Below are 17,960 nucleotides of genomic sequence, written 5' to 3'. Positions count from 1 at the left end.
TTAGTGGGCCACGGCGGCTGCGCCGTGTTCATCGATCAGGGCGCCGGTTTCGAATCGCTCCAGCGCAAACGGCTTGTTCAGGTGGTGCGGCGTTCCCGTGGCGATGGTGTGCGCAAAGGTGAGGCCGGCGGCAGGAGTACCCTTGAAGCCGCCGGTGCCCCAACCACAGTTGACGAACATGTTTTCCACCGGGGTGATGCCCACAATCGGGGAAGCGTCGAGGGTGGTGTCAACGATTCCACCCCAGGTCCGGAGTACGTGCGCACGGGCGAAGATCGGGAAAAGTTCGACGGCGGCCGCCATCTGGTGCTCGATCACGTGGAAGGACCCGCGCTGTCCGTAACCGTTGTAGGAGTCCACGCCGGCGCCCATGACCAGTTCGCCCTTGTGTGCTTGGGAAACGTAGACGTGCACGTGATTGGACATGACCACTGTCGGGTGGACCGGCTCATGCAGCTCGGAGACCAGCGCCTGCAGCGGGTGGGACTGGATGGGGAGCCGGAAGCCTGCCATCTCGGCCAGGACTGAACTGTGCCCGGCGGCGCAGAGGCCCACCTTTTCGGTGTTGATGGTGCCGCGGTTGGTCTTGACGCCCACCACCTTGTTGCCGTCCTTGAGGAAACCGGTGACTTCGCAGTTCTGGATGATATCCACGCCCAGCTCGTCGCACTTGCGGGCGAAGGCCCAGGCCACGTGGTCGTGCTTGGCGATGCCTGCCCGGGGCTGGTAGGTGGCGCCCATGACGGGGTAACGGATGTTGTCGTTGATGTTCAGGATGGGGCAGAGTTCCTTGACCTGCTGCGGATCCAGCCACTCCGCGTCCACACCGTTGAGTTTGTTCGCTCCGACGCGCCGCATGCTTTCGCGGACATCACCCAGGGTGTGGGCGAGGTTCATCACGCCGCGCTGGCTGAAGAGGAAATCGTATTCGAGTTCCTCCGGCAGGATTTCCCAGAGTTTGAGGGCGTGCTCGTAAATGGCGGCGCTCTCGTCCCACAGGTAGTTGGACCGGATGATGGTGGTGTTCCGGGCCATGTTACCGCCGGCCAGCCACCCCTTTTCGAGGACGGCAATATTGGTCATGCCGTGGTTTTTGGCGAGGAAGTAGGCGGTGGCCAGCCCATGCCCGCCGCCGCCAACGATCACGGCGTCGTAGGAGGACTTGGGCTCAGGGTTCCGCCACAGGAAATCCGGGTGCTCCGGAAGCAGATCGGCCATCATGCCACCTCGGTCGTGTCAGAGGAAAGGTTGGGGTAGAGCGGGAACTTCCCGGCCAGGTTTTCAACCCGCTGCCGAAGTTCTGCCACGGTCTCATCATTGAAATCGTGCTTGAGGGCTGCGGCGATAATGTCTGCCACCTCGGTGAACTCTGCCTTCCCGAAGCCACGTGTGGCCAGTGCCGGCGTGCCGATTCGAAGGCCGGATGAAACCATCGGCGGACGCGGGTCGAAGGGGACGGCGTTGCGGTTGACCGTGATCCCGATCCGGTGCAGGCGGTCTTCGCCCTGCTGGCCGTCCAGTTCCGAGTTGCGCAGGTCCACCAGGACCAGGTGCACGTCGGTCCCGCCGCTGACCACGGTCACGTTGGACTCGGCAACATCAGCAGCCAGCAGGCGCTCGGCGATGATGCGGGCCCCTTCCAGGGTGCGTTCCTGGCGGTCACGGAACGCCGGCTCCGCTGCAAGCTTGAATGCAACGGCCTTGGCGGCAATAACGTGCTCCAACGGGCCGCCCTGTTGTCCCGGGAACACGGCGGAGTTGACCTTCTTGGCGATGTCGGCGTCGTTGGTCAGGATGACTCCGCCGCGCGGACCGCCAAGGGTCTTGTGGGTGGTGCTCGTAACGATGTGGGCGTGAGGGACGGGGTTTGGGTGGAGTCCTGCAGCCACCAGGCCGGCGAAATGTGCCATATCCACCATCAGGTACGCGCCCACCAGGTCCGCGATACGGCGGAATTCGGCGAAGTCCAGCTGGCGGGAGTAGGCGGACCAGCCGGCAACGATCAGTTTCGGCTTGTTCTCAACCGCCAGGCGCTCCACTTCAGCCATGTCGATCAGCATGGTGTCCTCGCGGACTCCGTACGGAACCACCTTGTAGAGCTTGCCGGAGAAGTTGATTCGCATGCCATGGGTCAGGTGGCCGCCGTGCGCGAGGTTCAGGCCCAGTATGGTGTCGCCCGGCTGGATCAGGGCGAACATCGCCGCTGCGTTGGCCTGCGCGCCCGAGTGGGGCTGTACGTTGGCGAATTCCGAGCCGAACAATGACTTGAGCCGGTCGATGGCGAGCTGCTCGACCACATCGACGTGTTCGCAGCCACCGTAATACCGCTTCCCAGGGTAACCCTCGGCGTACTTGTTGGTCAGTACAGACCCCTGCGCTTCCATCACGGCAGTGGGCGCAAAGTTTTCGGAGGCGATCATCTCCAGCGTGCCCTGCTGACGCAGGAGTTCCTGCTCCACAGCGGCGTGGATCGCAGGATCGGTCTCTGCGAGCGTGCGGGTCAGAACGTCGACCATCATTTCTCCCTAGCTGTTGCCTAATATCCTGTTGATATATTAGTTGCGTAGCTCCCAGTATGCTACCGGCAGCTATGGGTGTCAACAGATTTTCAGGGTCAGTGCAGAGATGCCGAAAGCGCGGCGTTGAGGGCCGCGCTTTCGGGTGACAACTGGAGAGATAAGGCTTGGACTAGGTGAATAGAGCCCTGCGGACGGCATCCTCGAAGCCGCTGACATGCGCCCTGGCAAGATCCGCGGCCAGGGCTTCGTCCCCCTCAATCACTGCTCCGAGCAGTTCCACATGCTCATGCACGTGGTGGGAGAGATCAGGAAGGCGATCCAGCACCATGCACCAGATGCGCGTGGCGAGATTGTCATAGCGGATCAGGACATCTTCGAGGTGGGGGTTGGCTGCGGCGGCATAGATTCCCTGGTGAACCTGTGCGTCCAGCCGCAGGGTTTCGACGACGGAGGCCGCGTGCGCGTCAAACGACTCAATCGCCCGCACAACAGTGCGCAACTTCTCACGCTGCCCCTCTGTGGCCACGCGGGCAGCCCGGGCGGCTGCGAGGGGTTCAAGCTGGGTCCGGATCTCGGAAATGAATGCAAGATCGGTTACTTCCACCCGCGTGGCAAAAGTTCCCCGGCGCGGGTACGAAACAACCAGGCGGTCAAGCTCAAGCCGCTTCAAGGCTTCCCGCACGGGAGTCCTTCCCATACCCAGATCCTTGGCGAGGTGGTCGTCATTGAGAAGATCACCCGGCTTAATGTCAAGCATGAGCAGCCGATCGCGGATGCGCTCATACGCCTCTTCCGCCAGCGACTTCTTGACGGTATCGTCCGCGATAGCCAAGACTCCCACTGCCATAACCGGACCCCTTTCCGTTGGAGCAAACAGGCTATTGACCTCGCCCAATGACCAGTATACGCTGATGCCAACCCTAATATATCAGTTCACGATTTGAAAATATATCTAAAGGAGTTGACATGGCTCTAGTAGCTACAGACTTATCAACCAGCACCCTGGCTCAGACTGAGCCCCGCTTGGAAGACAAGGCCCAGAAGTTCGTGCTCACATTGTCGTGCGTCGAACGCGCCGGGATCGTCCAGGCGGTCACTACCTTTCTCTTCGAACGTGGCTTTAACATCGACGAGCACCAGCAGTTCGACGACGGGCTCCGCCAGACACTGCACCTGCGCACGGCATTCTCGGGTACCCCTGACTACACGCCGGCGAGGCTCCAGGAGGAGTTCAGCGCGATCGCGGACCGCTTCGAGATGAAGTTCAGCTTCCATGACCAGACCAAGCAGCGCGTCCTGGTGATGGTGTCCAAGTTCGGGCATTGCCTGAACGACCTGATCTTCCGCTGGCGGGGCGGCAGCCTCGGCGGCGACATTGTCCTGATCGTTTCAAACCACGAGACCCACCGGGCCATGGCGGAGGCAGCCGGCCTCCCCTTCCTCTACGTCCCGGTAACAGCCGAGACGAAGGCAGACGCCGAACAGCGCCTGCTGGATCTCATCGACGAATATGACATCGACCTCGTGGTACTGGCCCGTTACATGCAGGTGCTCTCCGATGACCTCTGCCGCTCCCTTGAGGGCCGTGCCATCAATATCCATCATTCCTTCCTCCCTGGATTCAAGGGCGCCCGCCCGTATCACCAGGCGTACGATCGTGGAGTCAAGCTGGTGGGCGCCACAGCCCACTACGTGACCGCTGAACTCGATGAGGGTCCAATCATCGAACAGGAAGTCATCCGGGTGGACCACAGCTACGGTCCCACCGCACTGTCAACAGTCGGGCAGGACGCGGAAGCGCTGGCACTGTCCCGCGCCGTGCGGTGGCACTGCGAGCACCGTGTGTTGCTGGACCAAACCAGCACTGTCGTGTTCCGGTAAGCACGACCACCACATCAGCAGAGACAACACACGAAGATCAGCAGGAGAAACCACATGGCTTCAACGCCAAGCATTGTCATTATTGGAGCTGGAATCGTCGGCACCAACCTGGCCGATGAACTGGTCACGCGGGGTTGGAACAACATCACTGTCCTGGACCAGGGCCCGCTGAATATGCCTGGAGGCTCCACGTCCCACGCCCCGGGCCTCGTTTTTCAGACCAACCCTTCAAAGACCATGGCACTTTTCGCCAAGTACACAGTGGAAAAGCTCCTGTCCCTCACGGAGGACGGCCAAAGCTGCTTCAACCAGGTGGGCGGCCTTGAAGTTGCCACCACGGAAACCCGTCTGGGAGACCTCAAGCGCAAGCTCGGTTACGCGCAGTCGTGGGGCATCGACGGCAAGATCCTCTCCCGCGAAGAGTGCAAGGAACTCTACCCGCTGATCAACGAGGAAGACATCCTGGGCGGCCTCCATGTACCTACCGACGGCCTGGCCCTGGCTGCCCGCGCAGTCCAGTTGCTCATCAAGCGCACCGAAGCAGCCGGCGTGAAGTACATCGGCAACACCGAGGTGACCGGGATCGAACAGTCCAACCGCCGCGTCACCGGCGTCGAGACCGCCGACGGCGTGATCCCGGCGGACATCGTGGTTTCCTGCGCAGGCTTCTGGGGCGCCAAGGTGGGCGAGCTGATCGGGATGTCCGTCCCGCTCCTCCCGCTGGCCCACCAGTACGTTAAGACCACGCCGGTTCCCGCCCAGAAGGGCAAGAACGAACTGCCCAACGGCGCCCAGCTCCCCATCCTGCGCCACCAGGACCAGGACCTCTACTACCGCGAGCATGGCGAACGCTACGGCATCGGCTCCTACGCACACCGACCCATGCCCGTGGACCTGGACGAACTGGGCAGCTACGAGCCCGGCAGCATCAGCGAACACAACATGCCTTCCCGCCTGGACTTCACCCTGGAAGACTTCCTTCCCGCGTGGGAAGCAACCAAGCAGATCCTGCCGGCACTGCGTGAAAGCGAAATCGAGGATGGCTTCAACGGCATCTTCTCCTTCACCCCGGACGGCGGCTCCCTGGTGGGCGAGTCCAAGGAAGTGGACGGCTTCTTCGTTGCCGAGGCCGTGTGGGTCACACACTCCGCCGGCATCGCCCGTGCCGTGGCAGAGCTCCTCGTGGACGGAAAGTCGCAGATTGACCTCGGCGACTGCGATATCCACCGCTTCGAAGAGGTCCAGCTGACCCCCGAGTACGTCAGCGAGACCTCCCAGCAGAACTTCGTGGAAATCTACGATGTCCTGCACCCGCTTCAGCCCAAGCTCTCTCCGCGCAACCTTCGCGTCAGCCCCTTCCACGCCCGCCACAAGCAGCTGGGCGGCTTCTTCCTGGAGGGCGGCGGATGGGAGCGCCCCTACTGGTTTGAAGCCAACGCGGAACTGCTCAAGGAGATGCCTGACGAATGGCAGCCGCCGGCACGTGACGCCTGGTCCGGGATGTTCAGCTCGCCCATCGCCGCGGCCGAAGCCTGGAAGACCCGCACCGCGGTGGCCATGTATGACATGACTCCGCTCAAGCGCCTTGAGGTCTCCGGCCCCGGAGCCATGAAGCTGCTGCAGGAGCTGACCACCGCCGACATGACCAAGAAGCCGGGGGCCGTCACCTACACCCTCTTGCTGGACCCCGCAGGCGGGATCCGAAGCGACATCACCGTGGCCCGACTGAGCGAAGACACCTTCCAGCTCGGCGCCAACGGAAACATCGACACCGCCTACTTCGAGCGGGCCGCACGCCACCAGACGGAAAGCGGTAACGCCAGTGACTGGGTCCAGGTGCGCGACACGACCGGCGGAACGTGCTGCATCGGCTTGTGGGGACCCCTCGCCCGGGACCTGATCGGCACGGTCAGCAGCGACGACTTCTCCAACGAAGGCCTCCGTTACTTCCGGGCGAAGAAAGTAGTCATTGGCGGCGTCACTGTAACCGCAATGCGCCTGTCCTACGTGGGAGAGCTGGGCTGGGAGCTATACACCAGTGCAGACAACGGCCAGCGCCTGTGGGATGCGCTCTGGAAGGCCGGGCAGCCATTTGGTGTCATCGCTGCGGGCCGCGCCGCATTCAGCTCGCTGCGCCTGGAAAAGGGCTACCGCTCGTGGGGCACAGATATGACCACCGAGCATGACCCGCTGGAAGCAGGACTCGGCTTCGCAGTGAAGATGGCCAAGGAAAACTTCGTCGGAAAGGCAGCACTGGAAGGCCGGACCGAGGAAAACTCCGCCCGCCGCCTGCGCTGCCTGACCATTGACGACGGCCGCAGCATCGTCCTGGGCAAGGAACCTGTCTTCTACAAGGACCAGGCAGTCGGCTACGTCACGAGCGCTGCCTACGGCTACACCGTAGCCAAGCCCATCGCCTACGCGTACCTTCCCGCCGTCGTCTCTTTGGGCGACTCGGTTGAGGTGGAGTACTTTGGCAGGCGCATCCAGGCCACCGTCACGGCGGATCCGCTGTACGACCCCACAATGACCAGGCTCCGCGGCTAACAGCCCACGGGCCATTCAAAGGCACGCGGCCCGGACCCAATCCCCTTCGCAACAAGGATCCGGGCCGCTGCTTTTCCAGTGCCCGCCGCTCCCCCTGCCCGGTCGACTCGAGCTTCAGCCCAGGAAGACACATGATCAGTTCAGAAACAATAAACGACTATCTCACCAGGCTTGCCTCGCGTGAACCCACCCCCGGCGGCGGCGCAGCCGCGGCGCTCCACGCAGCCCAGGGAGCGGCACTCGTCGGAATGGTTGCCAGATACACCACCGGCACGAAATACGAGCAGCATGCCGAACTCGTGACAAGGGTCATCGCCTCTGCCGACAGGCTGGTGGTCGAGGCCCTGCGCCTCGCGGACGCCGATCAGCATGCGTTCCAGGGTGTCATCGATGCGTACAAGCTGCCCGCCGGTACTGACGATCTCAAGGCCGCACGAACGGCATCCGTCCAAAACGCACTCAGCCTGGCCGCGAAAACGCCGGCGCAACTCATCCTCCTTGCCGGCGATGTTGTGGATCTTGCCACGGAACTCTTCGAGGTGGCCAATAGCAACGTGATCAGTGACGTCGCCGCCGCCGTCGACGCCGCGCGGGCAGCCGCCACGACTGCTCGAGTGAACATCGACATCAATGTGGTTGCCATCAAGGACACCGAAGCCCGGTCCCGGCTGGCCGAGCAGACCGACGGCCTTGAGGAAAAAGTCATACTTGCAGCCGACTCGCTCGCCAAGCGCGTTCGCGAAAGGATACTCGGTTGAACACCACACTCCTCTCCGGACGGACCCTGGCCAGGCTCATGCAACAGAGGGCCCACGACAACGCCAGGGACCTCGAAACCGAAGGCCTGCACCCGACGCTTGCAGTTGTTGTGGCCACCGACGACGGCTCCACTCACTGGTATGTCCGGTCGATCGAACGGGCTGCAGAAAACGCCGGCATCATGTGCCGGATCGTGGACCTGGGCCGTGACGCGACAGAACAGGTGCTGGCCAGTGTCCTGAAAGACCTCAGCGCTGAGCCGTCGGTACACGGCATCATCCTGCAGACGCCGTTGCCGCCCGGCGTCGATGCAGATGCCCTCGTTGGGCATATCGCCCCTGAGAAGGACATCGACGGCGCAAATCCGCTGAGCCTCGGCCGCCTGGCTGTCGGCCACCCCTCGTTTGCACCCGCCACGGCCCGCGCCGTCATCGAGATCCTTGACCACTTTGACATACCGGTGGCGGGCCGGAACGTCGTCGTCATTGGACGCTCGGCCGTTGTAGGAAAACCGCTGTCCCTGCTGCTGCTGGAACGCGACGCCGCCGTAACCGTCTGCCATTCCAGGTCAGGGCCGCTGGAGAAATACACCAAGACGGCCGACGTCGTGATCGTTGCCGCCGGGCGGATCGGCCTGCTGAACAGCAGCCATATTTCTTCCGACGCTGTAGTGATCGACGTCGGCACCAACGTCCTTCCGGACGGGTCCCTCGTAGGGGACGTGGATCAAGCCAGCGTCCTGGGCGTTGCTGCCGCACTGACGCCCGTTCCTGGCGGGGTCGGGTCAGTCACCACCTCCCTTCTTCTCCTGCACACCATCGAAGCCGCGCGGGAACAGTCGCGTTCCTTCGTCCGGGGAGGAGCCGCGTAATGTCGGATAAATGCAATCCGCCCGAGGGGTTATTGCTGTGATGCGGAAGAACGGAGAGCAATGAGCAAGGAAGCTGTTGCACGGGTACGGCTGGAAGTTGTTCCGTCTCCCGACCTCCTCAAGCAACTCTCCGCGGCTTTTGACACCAAGAGTTCCGTCAGCGTGACGTGCCTCCCCCACCACGGGCCCGGCCAGACTGTGGAAGCGTCGGTAATCCTGGCACGCAAGGGTTATTACACAGTTCCCCATCTCGCGGCCCGCAGCATCACCAGCCAAGCGGAACTGCATTCGCTTCTGCTGCCACTCCAGGAAGCGGGGGTCTCGGAGCTTTTTCTTGTCGCCGGGGACCGGCGAACGCCTGCAGGGCCCTACTCGTGGAGCGGAGAACTTCTCGAGGCGGTCAAAGCGTATTCTTCTGAATTCTCCATAGGCATTGCCGGCTACCCGGAAGGCCACCCGCACCTAAGCCAGGAGCAACTCAGCAGCAGCCTGCATACGAAAGCACCCTATGCGTCGTCTATAGTCACGCAAATGTGCTTCTCAGCCGAGGCGATCAGCCGCTACATCACGACAATCCGCAACAGCGGCCTGGAGTTACCCGTCTGGGTTGGAGTGCCCGGCCCGGTTTCCGTCAGGAAGCTGATGTCCCTGGGGGCACGCCTCGGGGTCGGCCGCTCTCTCAAGCTTGCCCGGGGGACGGGGATGGCGGGAGCACTCGTGCGCGGGAACGACTTCCTCAGCTACGACAGCGGACGCCTGATTCGCGAGGTCCACCAGGAGTTGGCGGGCGACCCCCTCTTTGCCGGGTTCCATGTCTATACCTTTAATGACCTCGGCCGCTTGCCTGGCCTCCTGGATGATCTGCCGGCATTGCAGCCGACCGCCACGTTGGCTCCCCGCAATGCCGCCGCCCCACTGTTTCCTGCCAAGATCTGAAGGGAAGATCACATGGCTTCCAAAGCCCCCAAACACAATATCGACGAGTCAGAACTGAGCGTGACGAAGCCGAAGTCGAAGGCTGTCGGCATCCCAGCGGTCATGAACTCGCTGAAGATCTCCCTCGAGCAGATGGGTCCGCTGCGCAGCGTCCAAACGCTGCTGGCAGTCAACCAGGTTGATGGCTTCGACTGCATGGGTTGCGCCTGGCCTGAACACGAAAAGCGCAACGCCGCAGAATTCTGCGAGAACGGCGCCAAGGCAGTGGCGGAAGAAGCCACACGCCGACGCGTCACGCCTGAGTTCTTCGCACAGCACTCGATTGCTGACCTGAAGACGCGCGACGACTACTGGCTGGGTCAACAAGGCCGCTTGACGCACCCAATGCTGCTCGACGAAGGTGCCACCCACTACAGGCCGATCGACTGGGACGACGCCTATCAACTGATCGCCGAGGAAATCAGGGACATGGAGCACCCCGACCAATCGGTCTTCTACACTTCCGGCCGGACGTCGAATGAGGCAGCCTTCGCCTACCAGCTGCTCGTCCGGGGCATCGGGACGAACAATTTGCCGGACTGCTCGAACATGTGTCATGAATCATCCGGCTCAGCACTGGTCGAGACCATCGGCATCGGCAAAGGCTCTGTCAGCCTCACTGATGTGGAGACGGCGTCGCTGATTTTCGTGGCGGGCCAAAATCCAGGCACCAACCACCCCCGCATGCTCAGCGCCCTGGAGAAGGCAAAGAAGAACGGCGCCGTCATCGTCTCCGTGAATCCGCTTCCCGAGGCCGGGCTGCTTCGGTTCGAGAACCCGCAGACCATTTCCGGAATGGTGACGGGAACCGAATTGACCGACGACTTCCTGCAGATCCGTGCAGGTGGCGATCAGGCCCTCTTCCAGGGGCTCGGCAAGTACCTGCTCGAAGCCGAAGCCCAGGGGCGCAAGACCCCTGGCCTGAGCACAGTGCTGGACCATGAATTCATCAAGCACCACACCGTGGGCGTTGACGAGTACCTCCGGCACCTTGAAAAGGCCGAATGGGACGACATCGTCGAGGCCACCGGACTCACACTGGAACAGATCGAGTCCACGGGCGAACGCCTGCTGGCCTCGAGCGCCACCATCGTCTGCTGGGCCATGGGCCTGACCCAGCACAAGCATTCCGTACCCACCCTCCGTGACGTGGTCAACGTCCTGCTTCTCCAAGGCAACATCGGGAAGCCCGGAGCCGGCGTCTGCCCTGTCCGCGGCCACTCCAACGTCCAGGGTGACAGGACCATGGGCATCTTCGAAAAGATGCCGGAGACCTTCCACGACCGGCTTGACGACGAATTCCGGTTCCTCTCCCCCAGGGCCCATGGGTTCGATACCGTGGCTGCCATCCGCGCCATGCGGGACGGAAAGGTGCGCGTCTTTATTGGCATGGGCGGCAACTTCGTGCGGGCCGCCCCGGATTCCGAGGTTACCGAACAGGCGCTGGCAAACACACGCCTGACCGTGCAGATCTCCACGAAACTGAATCATTCCCACGTCTCGACGGGCCGTCGCGCCCTGATTCTTCCGACGCTGGGGCGCACCGAGAAGGACACCCAACGTACAGGCGACCAGCGGGTGACCGTGGAAGATTCCATGAGTGCGGTCCACGCCTCCCGCGGACGCCTTAAGCCCGCCAGCGAGCACCTGCAGTCGGAAGTGGCCATTGTGTGCAACCTCGCCCATAAGCTGTTCACGGACGATGCAAACCACCCGCTGCCCAATACTCCCAAAGCCGACTGGCTCGCCATGCGGGACGACTACTCGGTTATCAGGAAACATATCGAGGCCGTCCTCAGCGGCTTCGAGAATTTCGAGGAACGGATCCAGAACCCCGGCGGGTTCATCCTCCCCCACCCGCCCCGCGACGCCAGGAAGTTCGACACCGCTTCAGGCAAGGCCCACTTCACAGGAAATGACCTCGAATTCATCAGGGTCCCTGCAGGACGGCTGGTCCTTCAAACACTGCGCTCCCACGACCAGTACAACACCACTATCTACGGCAAGGATGACCGCTATCGCGGAATCCATGGCGGGCGCCGGGTCGTCATGATCAACGCCGAGGACATAGCGGAACTGGGGTTCACGGACGGGACCATGGTGCATCTCATCTCCGAATTCAAAGGGACGGAACGCCGGGCCGAAAATTTCCGCATCGTGGCGTACTCGACGCCCAAGGGCTGCGCGGCAGCCTACTACCCCGAAACCAATGTCCTCGTTCCGCTTGATTCAGTAGCAGACACCAGCGGCACGCCCACCTCCAAGTCCGTCATCATCCGACTCGAACGCGCTGAACCGTGAGCGCCCGCCTGAGCACACAAACGACAGTGGCCAAGGGGGTGGACGGGCCCAGGGTGGAACGGGCAGTCCGCGAATACCTTCTGGCTATCGGGGAGGATCCTGACAGGCCCGGGCTGTCGGACACCCCTGCCCGAGTCGCCCGGGCCGCCGCGGAAACGTTTGGCGGGCTCCATGAGGATCCTCTGGCAGCCCTGGACAGGACCTTTGACCTGGGCCACGGTGAAATGGTCATCGTCAAGGACATCCCTTTCTATTCCACCTGCGAACACCACCTGGTGCCCTTCCATGGTGTGGCGCATGTGGGCTACATCCCTTCGGCTGAGGGACTCGTAACCGGCCTGAGCAAGCTGGCAAGGCTGGTGGACGTGTTTGCGCGACGCCCCCAGGTCCAGGAGCGGCTTACCACCGAGGTGGTAGACGCGCTGGTCACATCACTGCGTCCGCTGGGCGCGATTGTGGTGGTCGAATGCGAACACCTGTGTATGTCCATGAGGGGCGTCCGCAAGCCAGGGGCAAAGACCATCACCTCCGCAGTCCGCGGCGAACTACGCCTGCCGGCCGCCCGTGCTGAGGCACTGAGCCTCATTCGCAGCCGCTAAGAAATGTCTGGACACTGCCTTGGGACTCCCCTACGATGTAACTGATATATCTTTAGTTGTCATGCAAAAATATCAGTCGTTTTGCATGACCGGTACGGCATCCCGCTGACAGTCTTCGTCTTCGCGAAGTATGAGCTGTCCCGTTCCCGTGAAGGGTGCTTCGGTGGTTTTTGACGCCTGGGGAGGTACATCGAAGCACCGTTTTCGGGTGACGGGGCACTCCGGCGATTTGCCGGACCAGTGCAGGGCCAACCGTGAGGCAGGCCTGGCATCAAAATCCCAGCACCACCCCCGTATCCAAAGGAGTGTCCATGTCAGGAAACAGAGCCGTCGCCTATAAGGAACCCGGCGTCGTCGAGATCATCAATACCGACTACCCGACGTTCGAACTTAAGGATGGACCCGGCGTCAATCCCGCCAATGTCGGCCGGAAGGTTCGCCACGGTGTGGTCCTCCGCACGGTTACCACCAACATCTGCGGGTCGGACCAGCACATGGTGCGCGGCCGCACCACGGCGCCGCGGGACTTGGTCCTGGGGCACGAAATCACCGGTGAGGTGGTGGAAGTCGGCCCGGATGTCGAATTCATCAAGGTCGGCGATATCGTCTCCGTGCCCTTCAATATCTCCTGCGGCCGGTGCCGCAACTGCAAGGAACGCAAGACAGGTATCTGCCTGAACGTTAACCCCGACAGGCCCGGCAGCGCCTACGGCTACGTGGACATGGGCGGCTGGGTTGGCGGCCAGGCGGAGTACGTATTGGTTCCCTACGCAGACTGGAACCTGTTGAAGTTCCCCGACCGGGACCAGGCCTTGGAGAAGATCATGGACTTGACCATGCTCTCGGACATCTTCCCCACTGGCTTCCACGGAGCAGTCACGGCAGGAGTGGGCGTCGGTTCCACTGTCTACATCGCAGGCGCTGGTCCGGTGGGTCTGGCAGCCGCCGTCGGTGCGCAACTGCTCGGTGCGGCAGTCGTCATTGTCGGAGACATCAACGAAGACCGCCTCGTTCAGGCCAGGTCCTTCGGATGCGAAACGGTGAACGTCTCCAAGGGTGACCCGAAGGACCAGATTGAGCAGATCCTCGGCGTGCCCGAAGTGGACTGTGGTGTGGACGCAGTCGGATTCGAAGCCCGCGGGCATGGCAAGGACGCCTCGCACGAAGCGCCGGCCACTGTGCTGAACTCCCTCATGGACATCACTGCAGCAGGTGGCGCCCTGGGCATCCCGGGACTCTACGTGACCGGCGACCCCGGGGGAATCGACGAGGCGGCCCAGCATGGATCCCTCTCCCTGTCGCTGGGAACCGGGTGGGCGAAATCTTTGTCCTTCACCACCGGGCAGTGCCCCGTGATGAAGTACAACCGCCAACTGATGATGGCCATCCTGCATGACAAGGTGCAGATCGCCAAGGCAGTGAATGCCAAGGCAATCCCGCTCGATGAAGCGCCGCGCGGATACGCGGAATTCGACGCCGGCTCAGCAACAAAGTTCGTGCTGAACCCGAATGGATACGTTAAGGCGTAGCAGGCCGCTGACGGGGCCGGAGATCGGGGCAAACACCGTACGGTGCGATCCCACATTCTCCGGCCCCTCCTTTCAGTGCATCATTACCTTCAGAAAAGGGGCACCTTTGCTCGTCCAGGAAACTACCGTGAGCAGTCGCACATCGAAGTTGCTCCCTGCTTGGGGACCATCCGGGCATACCTCCCCCACCTGGTCCGAAGCGCGCCAGCTGGCTTTCGATTGTGCTGCCCCGCTCGCACCGGTGGAGGTCCCGCTCTCATCGGCAGCAGGCCGCACCCTGACCCGCGACGTCGCCGCCCTGCAGGAGCTCCCCCACTACGACTCCTCTGCCATGGACGGCTGGGCCATTAGCGGATGCGGTCCATGGGTCATTACCGACAAACGGAAATTTCTCCTACCCGGGAGTGCCGGCGTCATAGCCACCGGCGGGCTGGTACCTGCCGGTGCCACGTCGATACTCCGCAAAGAAAGCGGAGAGATCCACCAAGACGCTGCAGGCAACACTCTCCTGCGGCTTAATGACACTGCAAAGCATGGTGAGCCGGGTCAGGGCCGCCATATCCGTCCTGCCGGCGAAGAAGCTGCGGCCGGTGAAGTGCTGATCCCCGCCGGTACGGAATTGAACCCCGGCCACGTTGCGCTCGCAGCCGTGGCCGGCCATGACCATCTCCAGGTGCGGGGCAAACCGCTGGTCGGAATCGTACTGACAGGTTCCGAAGTAGTGACGGCGGGTGTTCCGGAACCAGGACACGTCAGAGACGCTTTTGGTCCCCAGCTGGGCTTAGTCATTTCCCTTCTGGGCGGCACACCCGCCGGCTCCGTGCGCATCGGGGATTCCTACGGTGAATGGCTCACGGCATTGGGCGGCTCAGAAACATTACCGGGACCAAGGCCGGACGTAACCATAACCACTGGTGGAACCGGATGTTCCGGGACAGATCATTTTCGCAATGCCGTCGCCGCTCTCGGCGGACACCTGCTGCTGGATGGCATCGCCATGCGCCCCGGCCATCCGGCTGTCCTGGCCGGGCTGCCGGACGGCCGCTTCGTCGTCGGACTCCCCGGCAACCCCTTGGCAGCAATGATGGCCCTCATCAGTATTGGTGCACCACTGCTGGATGCACTGGGAGGAAGGTCCCTCTCCGCCGTCGGGCAGGTGACGTCTGCAGCAGACGTTGATCCCTGCCCCGGCCGTACTAGCCTGATTCCCTTCAGGCTCATCGAGGGGTTGGCTTTTCCCGTCCCGCACACCGGCCCCGGAATGCTCCGAGGACTGGCCGCAGCTGATGGTGTCATGGCTGTCCCCCCTGGCGGACTCCTGTCCGGCGAGACGGTCTCTGTGCTCCCGCTCCCCTGGACAGAGTCCAACAACACGATCCTGTCCACCGCCAACCGAGGGCGGAGCACCACATGGCACGCATGACTCAACGCCGGAGGATCCATCGCTTCCACCTCGATGGATCCGGCACTGAATACCCGGTACGGTTCAAAGAAGACTTACTTGCCGCTGAGGAGCCCCTGGAAATCCGTATCAGCGGCCGCTCTTTCGCGGTCACCATGAGGACCCCTGGGGACGATTTTGACCTGGTGGCAGGGTTTCTGGTTTCGGAAGGCATCATCAGCTCCCACTCCGAGCTGGTATCACTGCGCTTTTGCAGCGGAGATGCGGGGGCAGAACAGACGTATAACGTCATCGATGCCCAGCTGAGACCGGATGTTCCCATGCCCGACACGATGCGGCATGTCTACACTTCAAGCTCCTGCGGCATCTGCGGGACGGACTCAATCGATTCCGTCCGCAAGACCCTTCGCTTTGACCCGTCCCGTGACGCGCTGCGGGTTCCCGTGGATGTCCTCGCCGAACTCCCGGAGCGGCTTCGCGAGGCCCAGGCGGTGTTCGATAAGACGGGCGGCGTGCATGCGGCCGGCCTGTTTAAAGTGGACGGCACCACCCCGGAGTTACTCTGTCTCCGTGAGGATGTTGGACGCCATAACGCCGTGGACAAAGTTGTAGGTTGGGCGTTACGACAGAACCTGTTGCCGTTGAGCGGCATCGTCCTCCAGGTTTCAGGACGGGCATCCTTCGAGCTTGTCCAGAAGGCAGCTATGGCGGGCATTCCTGTCTTATCTGCCGTGAGTGCGCCGTCAAGCCTTGCCGCCGAGCTCGCCGTCGAAACCGGGGTGACATTGGTTGGCTTCAACCGGGGGCACAGCCTGAATGTCTATGCCGGCAGGGACAGGCTGGGCCGCCCGCAGAACGTGAGCCGAGAGGAGAACTATGTCCTGCTTTGACGTCATCTAGGCCGCAAGACTGAACGGACACATGCTTCCGTTGTAACAGGGGAATTGCGGGGGTCTAACCATTCCGGTCTAGGATCAAACACAAGGCGGGTATTTTCAGCCTCTTGTTTGGCCACAGAAAGACGTAGGTGTGGATCATGGCCAGAAATGACCTTGACGCCCAAAAGAATGCAAACGGGCAGGCTGGCGGCGTGCAGTCCGTTGACCGTGCCCTGCAGATCCTCGAGATCCTCTCACGCGACGGACATGCAGGCGTGAGTGACATCGCGGAGGAAATGGGCGTTCACAAGTCCACCGTCTTTCGGCTGCTCGAATCCCTTGCGGGCTCTGAGATGGTCCAGCAGAACAGCGGCCGTGGAAAGTATCAGCTTGGCTTCGGCATCCTCCGCCTCGCCGCCTCCATCCCCGCCCGCCTCAGCCTGGTGCGGGAGGCCCGGCCGATCCTGGAGGATCTGGCGCATCAGAGCAAGGAAACGGTCAACCTTGCAGTCCTGCGTTCAGGTTACGCCGTCAACGTTGACCAGGCGCTTGGACCCTCCAGTCTGGCCACGCACGACTGGGTTGGAGGCCTGACCCCTCTCCATGCCACTTCCAGTGGCAAGGTTTTTCTGGCAGCGCTGCCCGCCGATGAACGCCGGAAGATCCTTGATGAGGTTGGCCTGTCTGCCCGCACACCCCGCACCATCACCAGCCGGGAAGCACTGGAAAAGCAGTTGCTGGATGTCGCCCATAACGGGTATGCGGAGTCGAGAGAGGAACTCGAGATCGGCTTGAACGCTCTTGCTGTTCCGGTCTATAACCACGTGGCCGCAGTAGTTGGCTCGGTGAGCATTTCAGGACCGGCCTTCCGCTTCGACACTGATAAGGTCCCCGAGCTCATCACATCCCTCCGCGAAGCGGGATTGCGGATCAGCGAGAAAATGGGCTACACGCAACGGTGACCCCGCACCTTGGCCGGCGTCGACGTTCTACTGGTTGATGCGCTGGACGAGCTCCACTGAGGCGGCCGCAAAGCTCAAGACCCCGCGGGCGGCCCGTGCTAACGACAGGTCGGCCCAGGAAGCTCCCACGACCGCTGGTGTCTCTTAAGATTGACCCTTAAATCCATCTCAATTGCTCATTACGCAACAGCTATCAGCATCTGCAACAGAGGACGTAGGGCCACGCTTACTGTCAAGGGTGGTTTGAAGGTTCAGAAATATCTTGACATTGAGTGTGACGTGACGCACGCTGTTGCTTAGCGCGAATTCTGTTGTTCCATGCGGAACGATGTGAAAGCCCCCTGCAGCATTCGCCAACCTGATTCCCGGACCCTGGAAAGGTGAAACGTGTACAAGCCCTGCCCTCTCACTGAACCCGCCCCAGGGGAGGCGCTTCGGCTTGCTACGGCTCCGCCGATTGCCTGCAAACAGGCAACATTGACGCACCGCCAGCCAAGCTGCCCGTCCGGACCCACGAGGTCAAAGTTGTCGACGGCGACATCATGATCATCGAATCTGAGGAAGCCCCCAACCTTCCTCCCGGCCTGACAGCTAACGGCCACATCTAAAACAAGCAGTCCATGACTCCCAAGCAAAGGACACACTCATGGCTATAAACAGTGACATCAAACCCCCCAAGAAACCTCCCGTCAGCGAAAGCGAAGCGGACGGCCTAATAATCGAGGACGTGGCTTCAG

14 protein-coding genes are annotated in these 17,960 nt (G+C 62.1%); 11 read left to right on the top strand and 3 right to left on the bottom strand.

The genetic code is table 11. The features are described 5' to 3' along the window. From RIN13_RS12010 to RIN13_RS12000, 3 genes are all read right to left on the bottom strand, one after another. Positions 1-1,221, bottom strand: coding sequence for a sarcosine oxidase subunit beta family protein (locus RIN13_RS12010; protein ID WP_375164768.1), 1,221 nt, complete (start codon positions 1,219-1,221; stop codon positions 1-3). Then, a complete protein-coding gene (glyA, locus tag RIN13_RS12005) occupies positions 1,218-2,516 on the bottom strand; it encodes a serine hydroxymethyltransferase (RefSeq protein ID WP_309107584.1) in 1,299 nt (432 codons plus the stop codon). Before glyA ends, RIN13_RS12010 begins: the two co-directional genes overlap by 4 nt. Before the next feature lie 172 nt (positions 2,517-2,688). Beyond that, on the bottom strand, positions 2,689-3,366 hold the full coding sequence (locus RIN13_RS12000) for a GntR family transcriptional regulator (RefSeq protein WP_309107568.1): 678 nt from the start codon (positions 3,364-3,366) through the stop codon (positions 2,689-2,691). Between the two features lie 119 nt (positions 3,367-3,485). On the opposite strand from RIN13_RS12000, the gene purU reads away from it, so the two are divergent. From purU to RIN13_RS11945, 11 genes are all read left to right on the top strand, one after another. After that, on the top strand, positions 3,486-4,400 hold the full coding sequence (gene purU / locus RIN13_RS11995; protein WP_309107567.1) for a formyltetrahydrofolate deformylase: 915 nt from the start codon (positions 3,486-3,488) through the stop codon (positions 4,398-4,400). A gap of 54 nt (positions 4,401-4,454) precedes the next feature. Beyond that, positions 4,455-6,947: an FAD-dependent oxidoreductase gene (locus RIN13_RS11990; protein ID WP_309107566.1), complete on the top strand. Its 2,493-nt coding sequence runs from the start codon at positions 4,455-4,457 to the stop codon at positions 6,945-6,947. A 131-nt stretch (positions 6,948-7,078) separates the two neighbouring features. Beyond that, positions 7,079-7,705: a cyclodeaminase/cyclohydrolase family protein gene (locus RIN13_RS11985; protein WP_309107565.1), complete on the top strand. Its 627-nt coding sequence runs from the start codon at positions 7,079-7,081 to the stop codon at positions 7,703-7,705. After that, positions 7,702-8,577 (top strand): bifunctional 5,10-methylenetetrahydrofolate dehydrogenase/5,10-methenyltetrahydrofolate cyclohydrolase, encoded by an 876-nt coding sequence (locus RIN13_RS11980; protein WP_309107564.1) that lies wholly within the window; start codon positions 7,702-7,704, stop codon positions 8,575-8,577. Before RIN13_RS11985 ends, RIN13_RS11980 begins: the two co-directional genes overlap by 4 nt. Positions 8,578-8,637: 60 nt before the next feature. Then, entirely contained in the window at positions 8,638-9,513 is an 876-nt protein-coding gene (locus RIN13_RS11975) for a methylenetetrahydrofolate reductase (protein ID WP_309107563.1), read from the top strand. 12 nt (positions 9,514-9,525) lie between these two features. Beyond that, positions 9,526-11,853 carry an FdhF/YdeP family oxidoreductase gene (locus RIN13_RS11970; protein WP_309107562.1) on the top strand — a complete coding sequence of 776 codons (2,328 nt, stop codon included), beginning with the start codon at positions 9,526-9,528 and terminating at the stop codon, positions 11,851-11,853. Further along, complete coding sequence (folE, locus tag RIN13_RS11965; protein ID WP_309107561.1) at positions 11,850-12,452, top strand: GTP cyclohydrolase I FolE; 603 nt, start codon at positions 11,850-11,852, stop codon at positions 12,450-12,452. The genes RIN13_RS11970 and folE overlap by 4 nt, the downstream gene beginning before the upstream one ends. 311 nt (positions 12,453-12,763) lie before the next feature. Then, positions 12,764-13,981, top strand: a complete 1,218-nt coding sequence (gene fdhA / locus RIN13_RS11960; RefSeq protein WP_309107560.1) for a formaldehyde dehydrogenase, glutathione-independent — start codon at positions 12,764-12,766, stop codon at positions 13,979-13,981. A 127-nt stretch (positions 13,982-14,108) separates the two neighbouring features. After that, positions 14,109-15,404 (top strand): molybdopterin molybdotransferase MoeA, encoded by a 1,296-nt coding sequence (locus RIN13_RS11955; protein ID WP_309107559.1) that lies wholly within the window; start codon positions 14,109-14,111, stop codon positions 15,402-15,404. After that, positions 15,392-16,273: a formate dehydrogenase accessory sulfurtransferase FdhD gene (gene fdhD, locus RIN13_RS11950; protein WP_309107558.1), complete on the top strand. Its 882-nt coding sequence runs from the start codon at positions 15,392-15,394 to the stop codon at positions 16,271-16,273. Before RIN13_RS11955 ends, fdhD begins: the two co-directional genes overlap by 13 nt. A gap of 146 nt (positions 16,274-16,419) precedes the next feature. Continuing rightward, positions 16,420-17,223 (top strand): IclR family transcriptional regulator, encoded by an 804-nt coding sequence (locus RIN13_RS11945; protein WP_375164767.1) that lies wholly within the window; start codon positions 16,420-16,422, stop codon positions 17,221-17,223. Positions 17,224-17,960 lie beyond the last annotated feature (737 nt).

The organism is Arthrobacter sp., from assembly GCF_031179985.1.
GTDB lineage: Bacteria > Actinomycetota > Actinomycetes > Actinomycetales > Micrococcaceae > Arthrobacter.
This window is presented reverse-complemented; position numbering and strand designations above follow the sequence as displayed.

What these genes read in the sequence shown, in the direction of transcription:
- fdhD (WP_309107558.1), top strand. Translation starts at nt 15,392, where the DNA reads ATGGCACGCATGACTCAACGCCGGAGGATCCATCGCTTCCACCTCGAT.
- RIN13_RS12010 (WP_375164768.1), bottom strand. Translation starts at nt 1,221, where the DNA reads ATGATGGCCGATCTGCTTCCGGAGCACCCGGATTTCCTGTGGCGGAAC.
- RIN13_RS11990 (WP_309107566.1), top strand. Translation starts at nt 4,455, where the DNA reads ATGGCTTCAACGCCAAGCATTGTCATTATTGGAGCTGGAATCGTCGGC.
- RIN13_RS12000 (WP_309107568.1), bottom strand. Translation starts at nt 3,366, where the DNA reads ATGGCAGTGGGAGTCTTGGCTATCGCGGACGATACCGTCAAGAAGTCG.
- purU (WP_309107567.1), top strand. Translation starts at nt 3,486, where the DNA reads ATGGCTCTAGTAGCTACAGACTTATCAACCAGCACCCTGGCTCAGACT.
- RIN13_RS11975 (WP_309107563.1), top strand. Translation starts at nt 8,638, where the DNA reads ATGAGCAAGGAAGCTGTTGCACGGGTACGGCTGGAAGTTGTTCCGTCT.
- fdhA (WP_309107560.1), top strand. Translation starts at nt 12,764, where the DNA reads ATGTCAGGAAACAGAGCCGTCGCCTATAAGGAACCCGGCGTCGTCGAG.
- RIN13_RS11985 (WP_309107565.1), top strand. Translation starts at nt 7,079, where the DNA reads ATGATCAGTTCAGAAACAATAAACGACTATCTCACCAGGCTTGCCTCG.
- RIN13_RS11970 (WP_309107562.1), top strand. Translation starts at nt 9,526, where the DNA reads ATGGCTTCCAAAGCCCCCAAACACAATATCGACGAGTCAGAACTGAGC.
- RIN13_RS11945 (WP_375164767.1), top strand. Translation starts at nt 16,420, where the DNA reads ATGGCCAGAAATGACCTTGACGCCCAAAAGAATGCAAACGGGCAGGCT.
- glyA (WP_309107584.1), bottom strand. Translation starts at nt 2,516, where the DNA reads ATGGTCGACGTTCTGACCCGCACGCTCGCAGAGACCGATCCTGCGATC.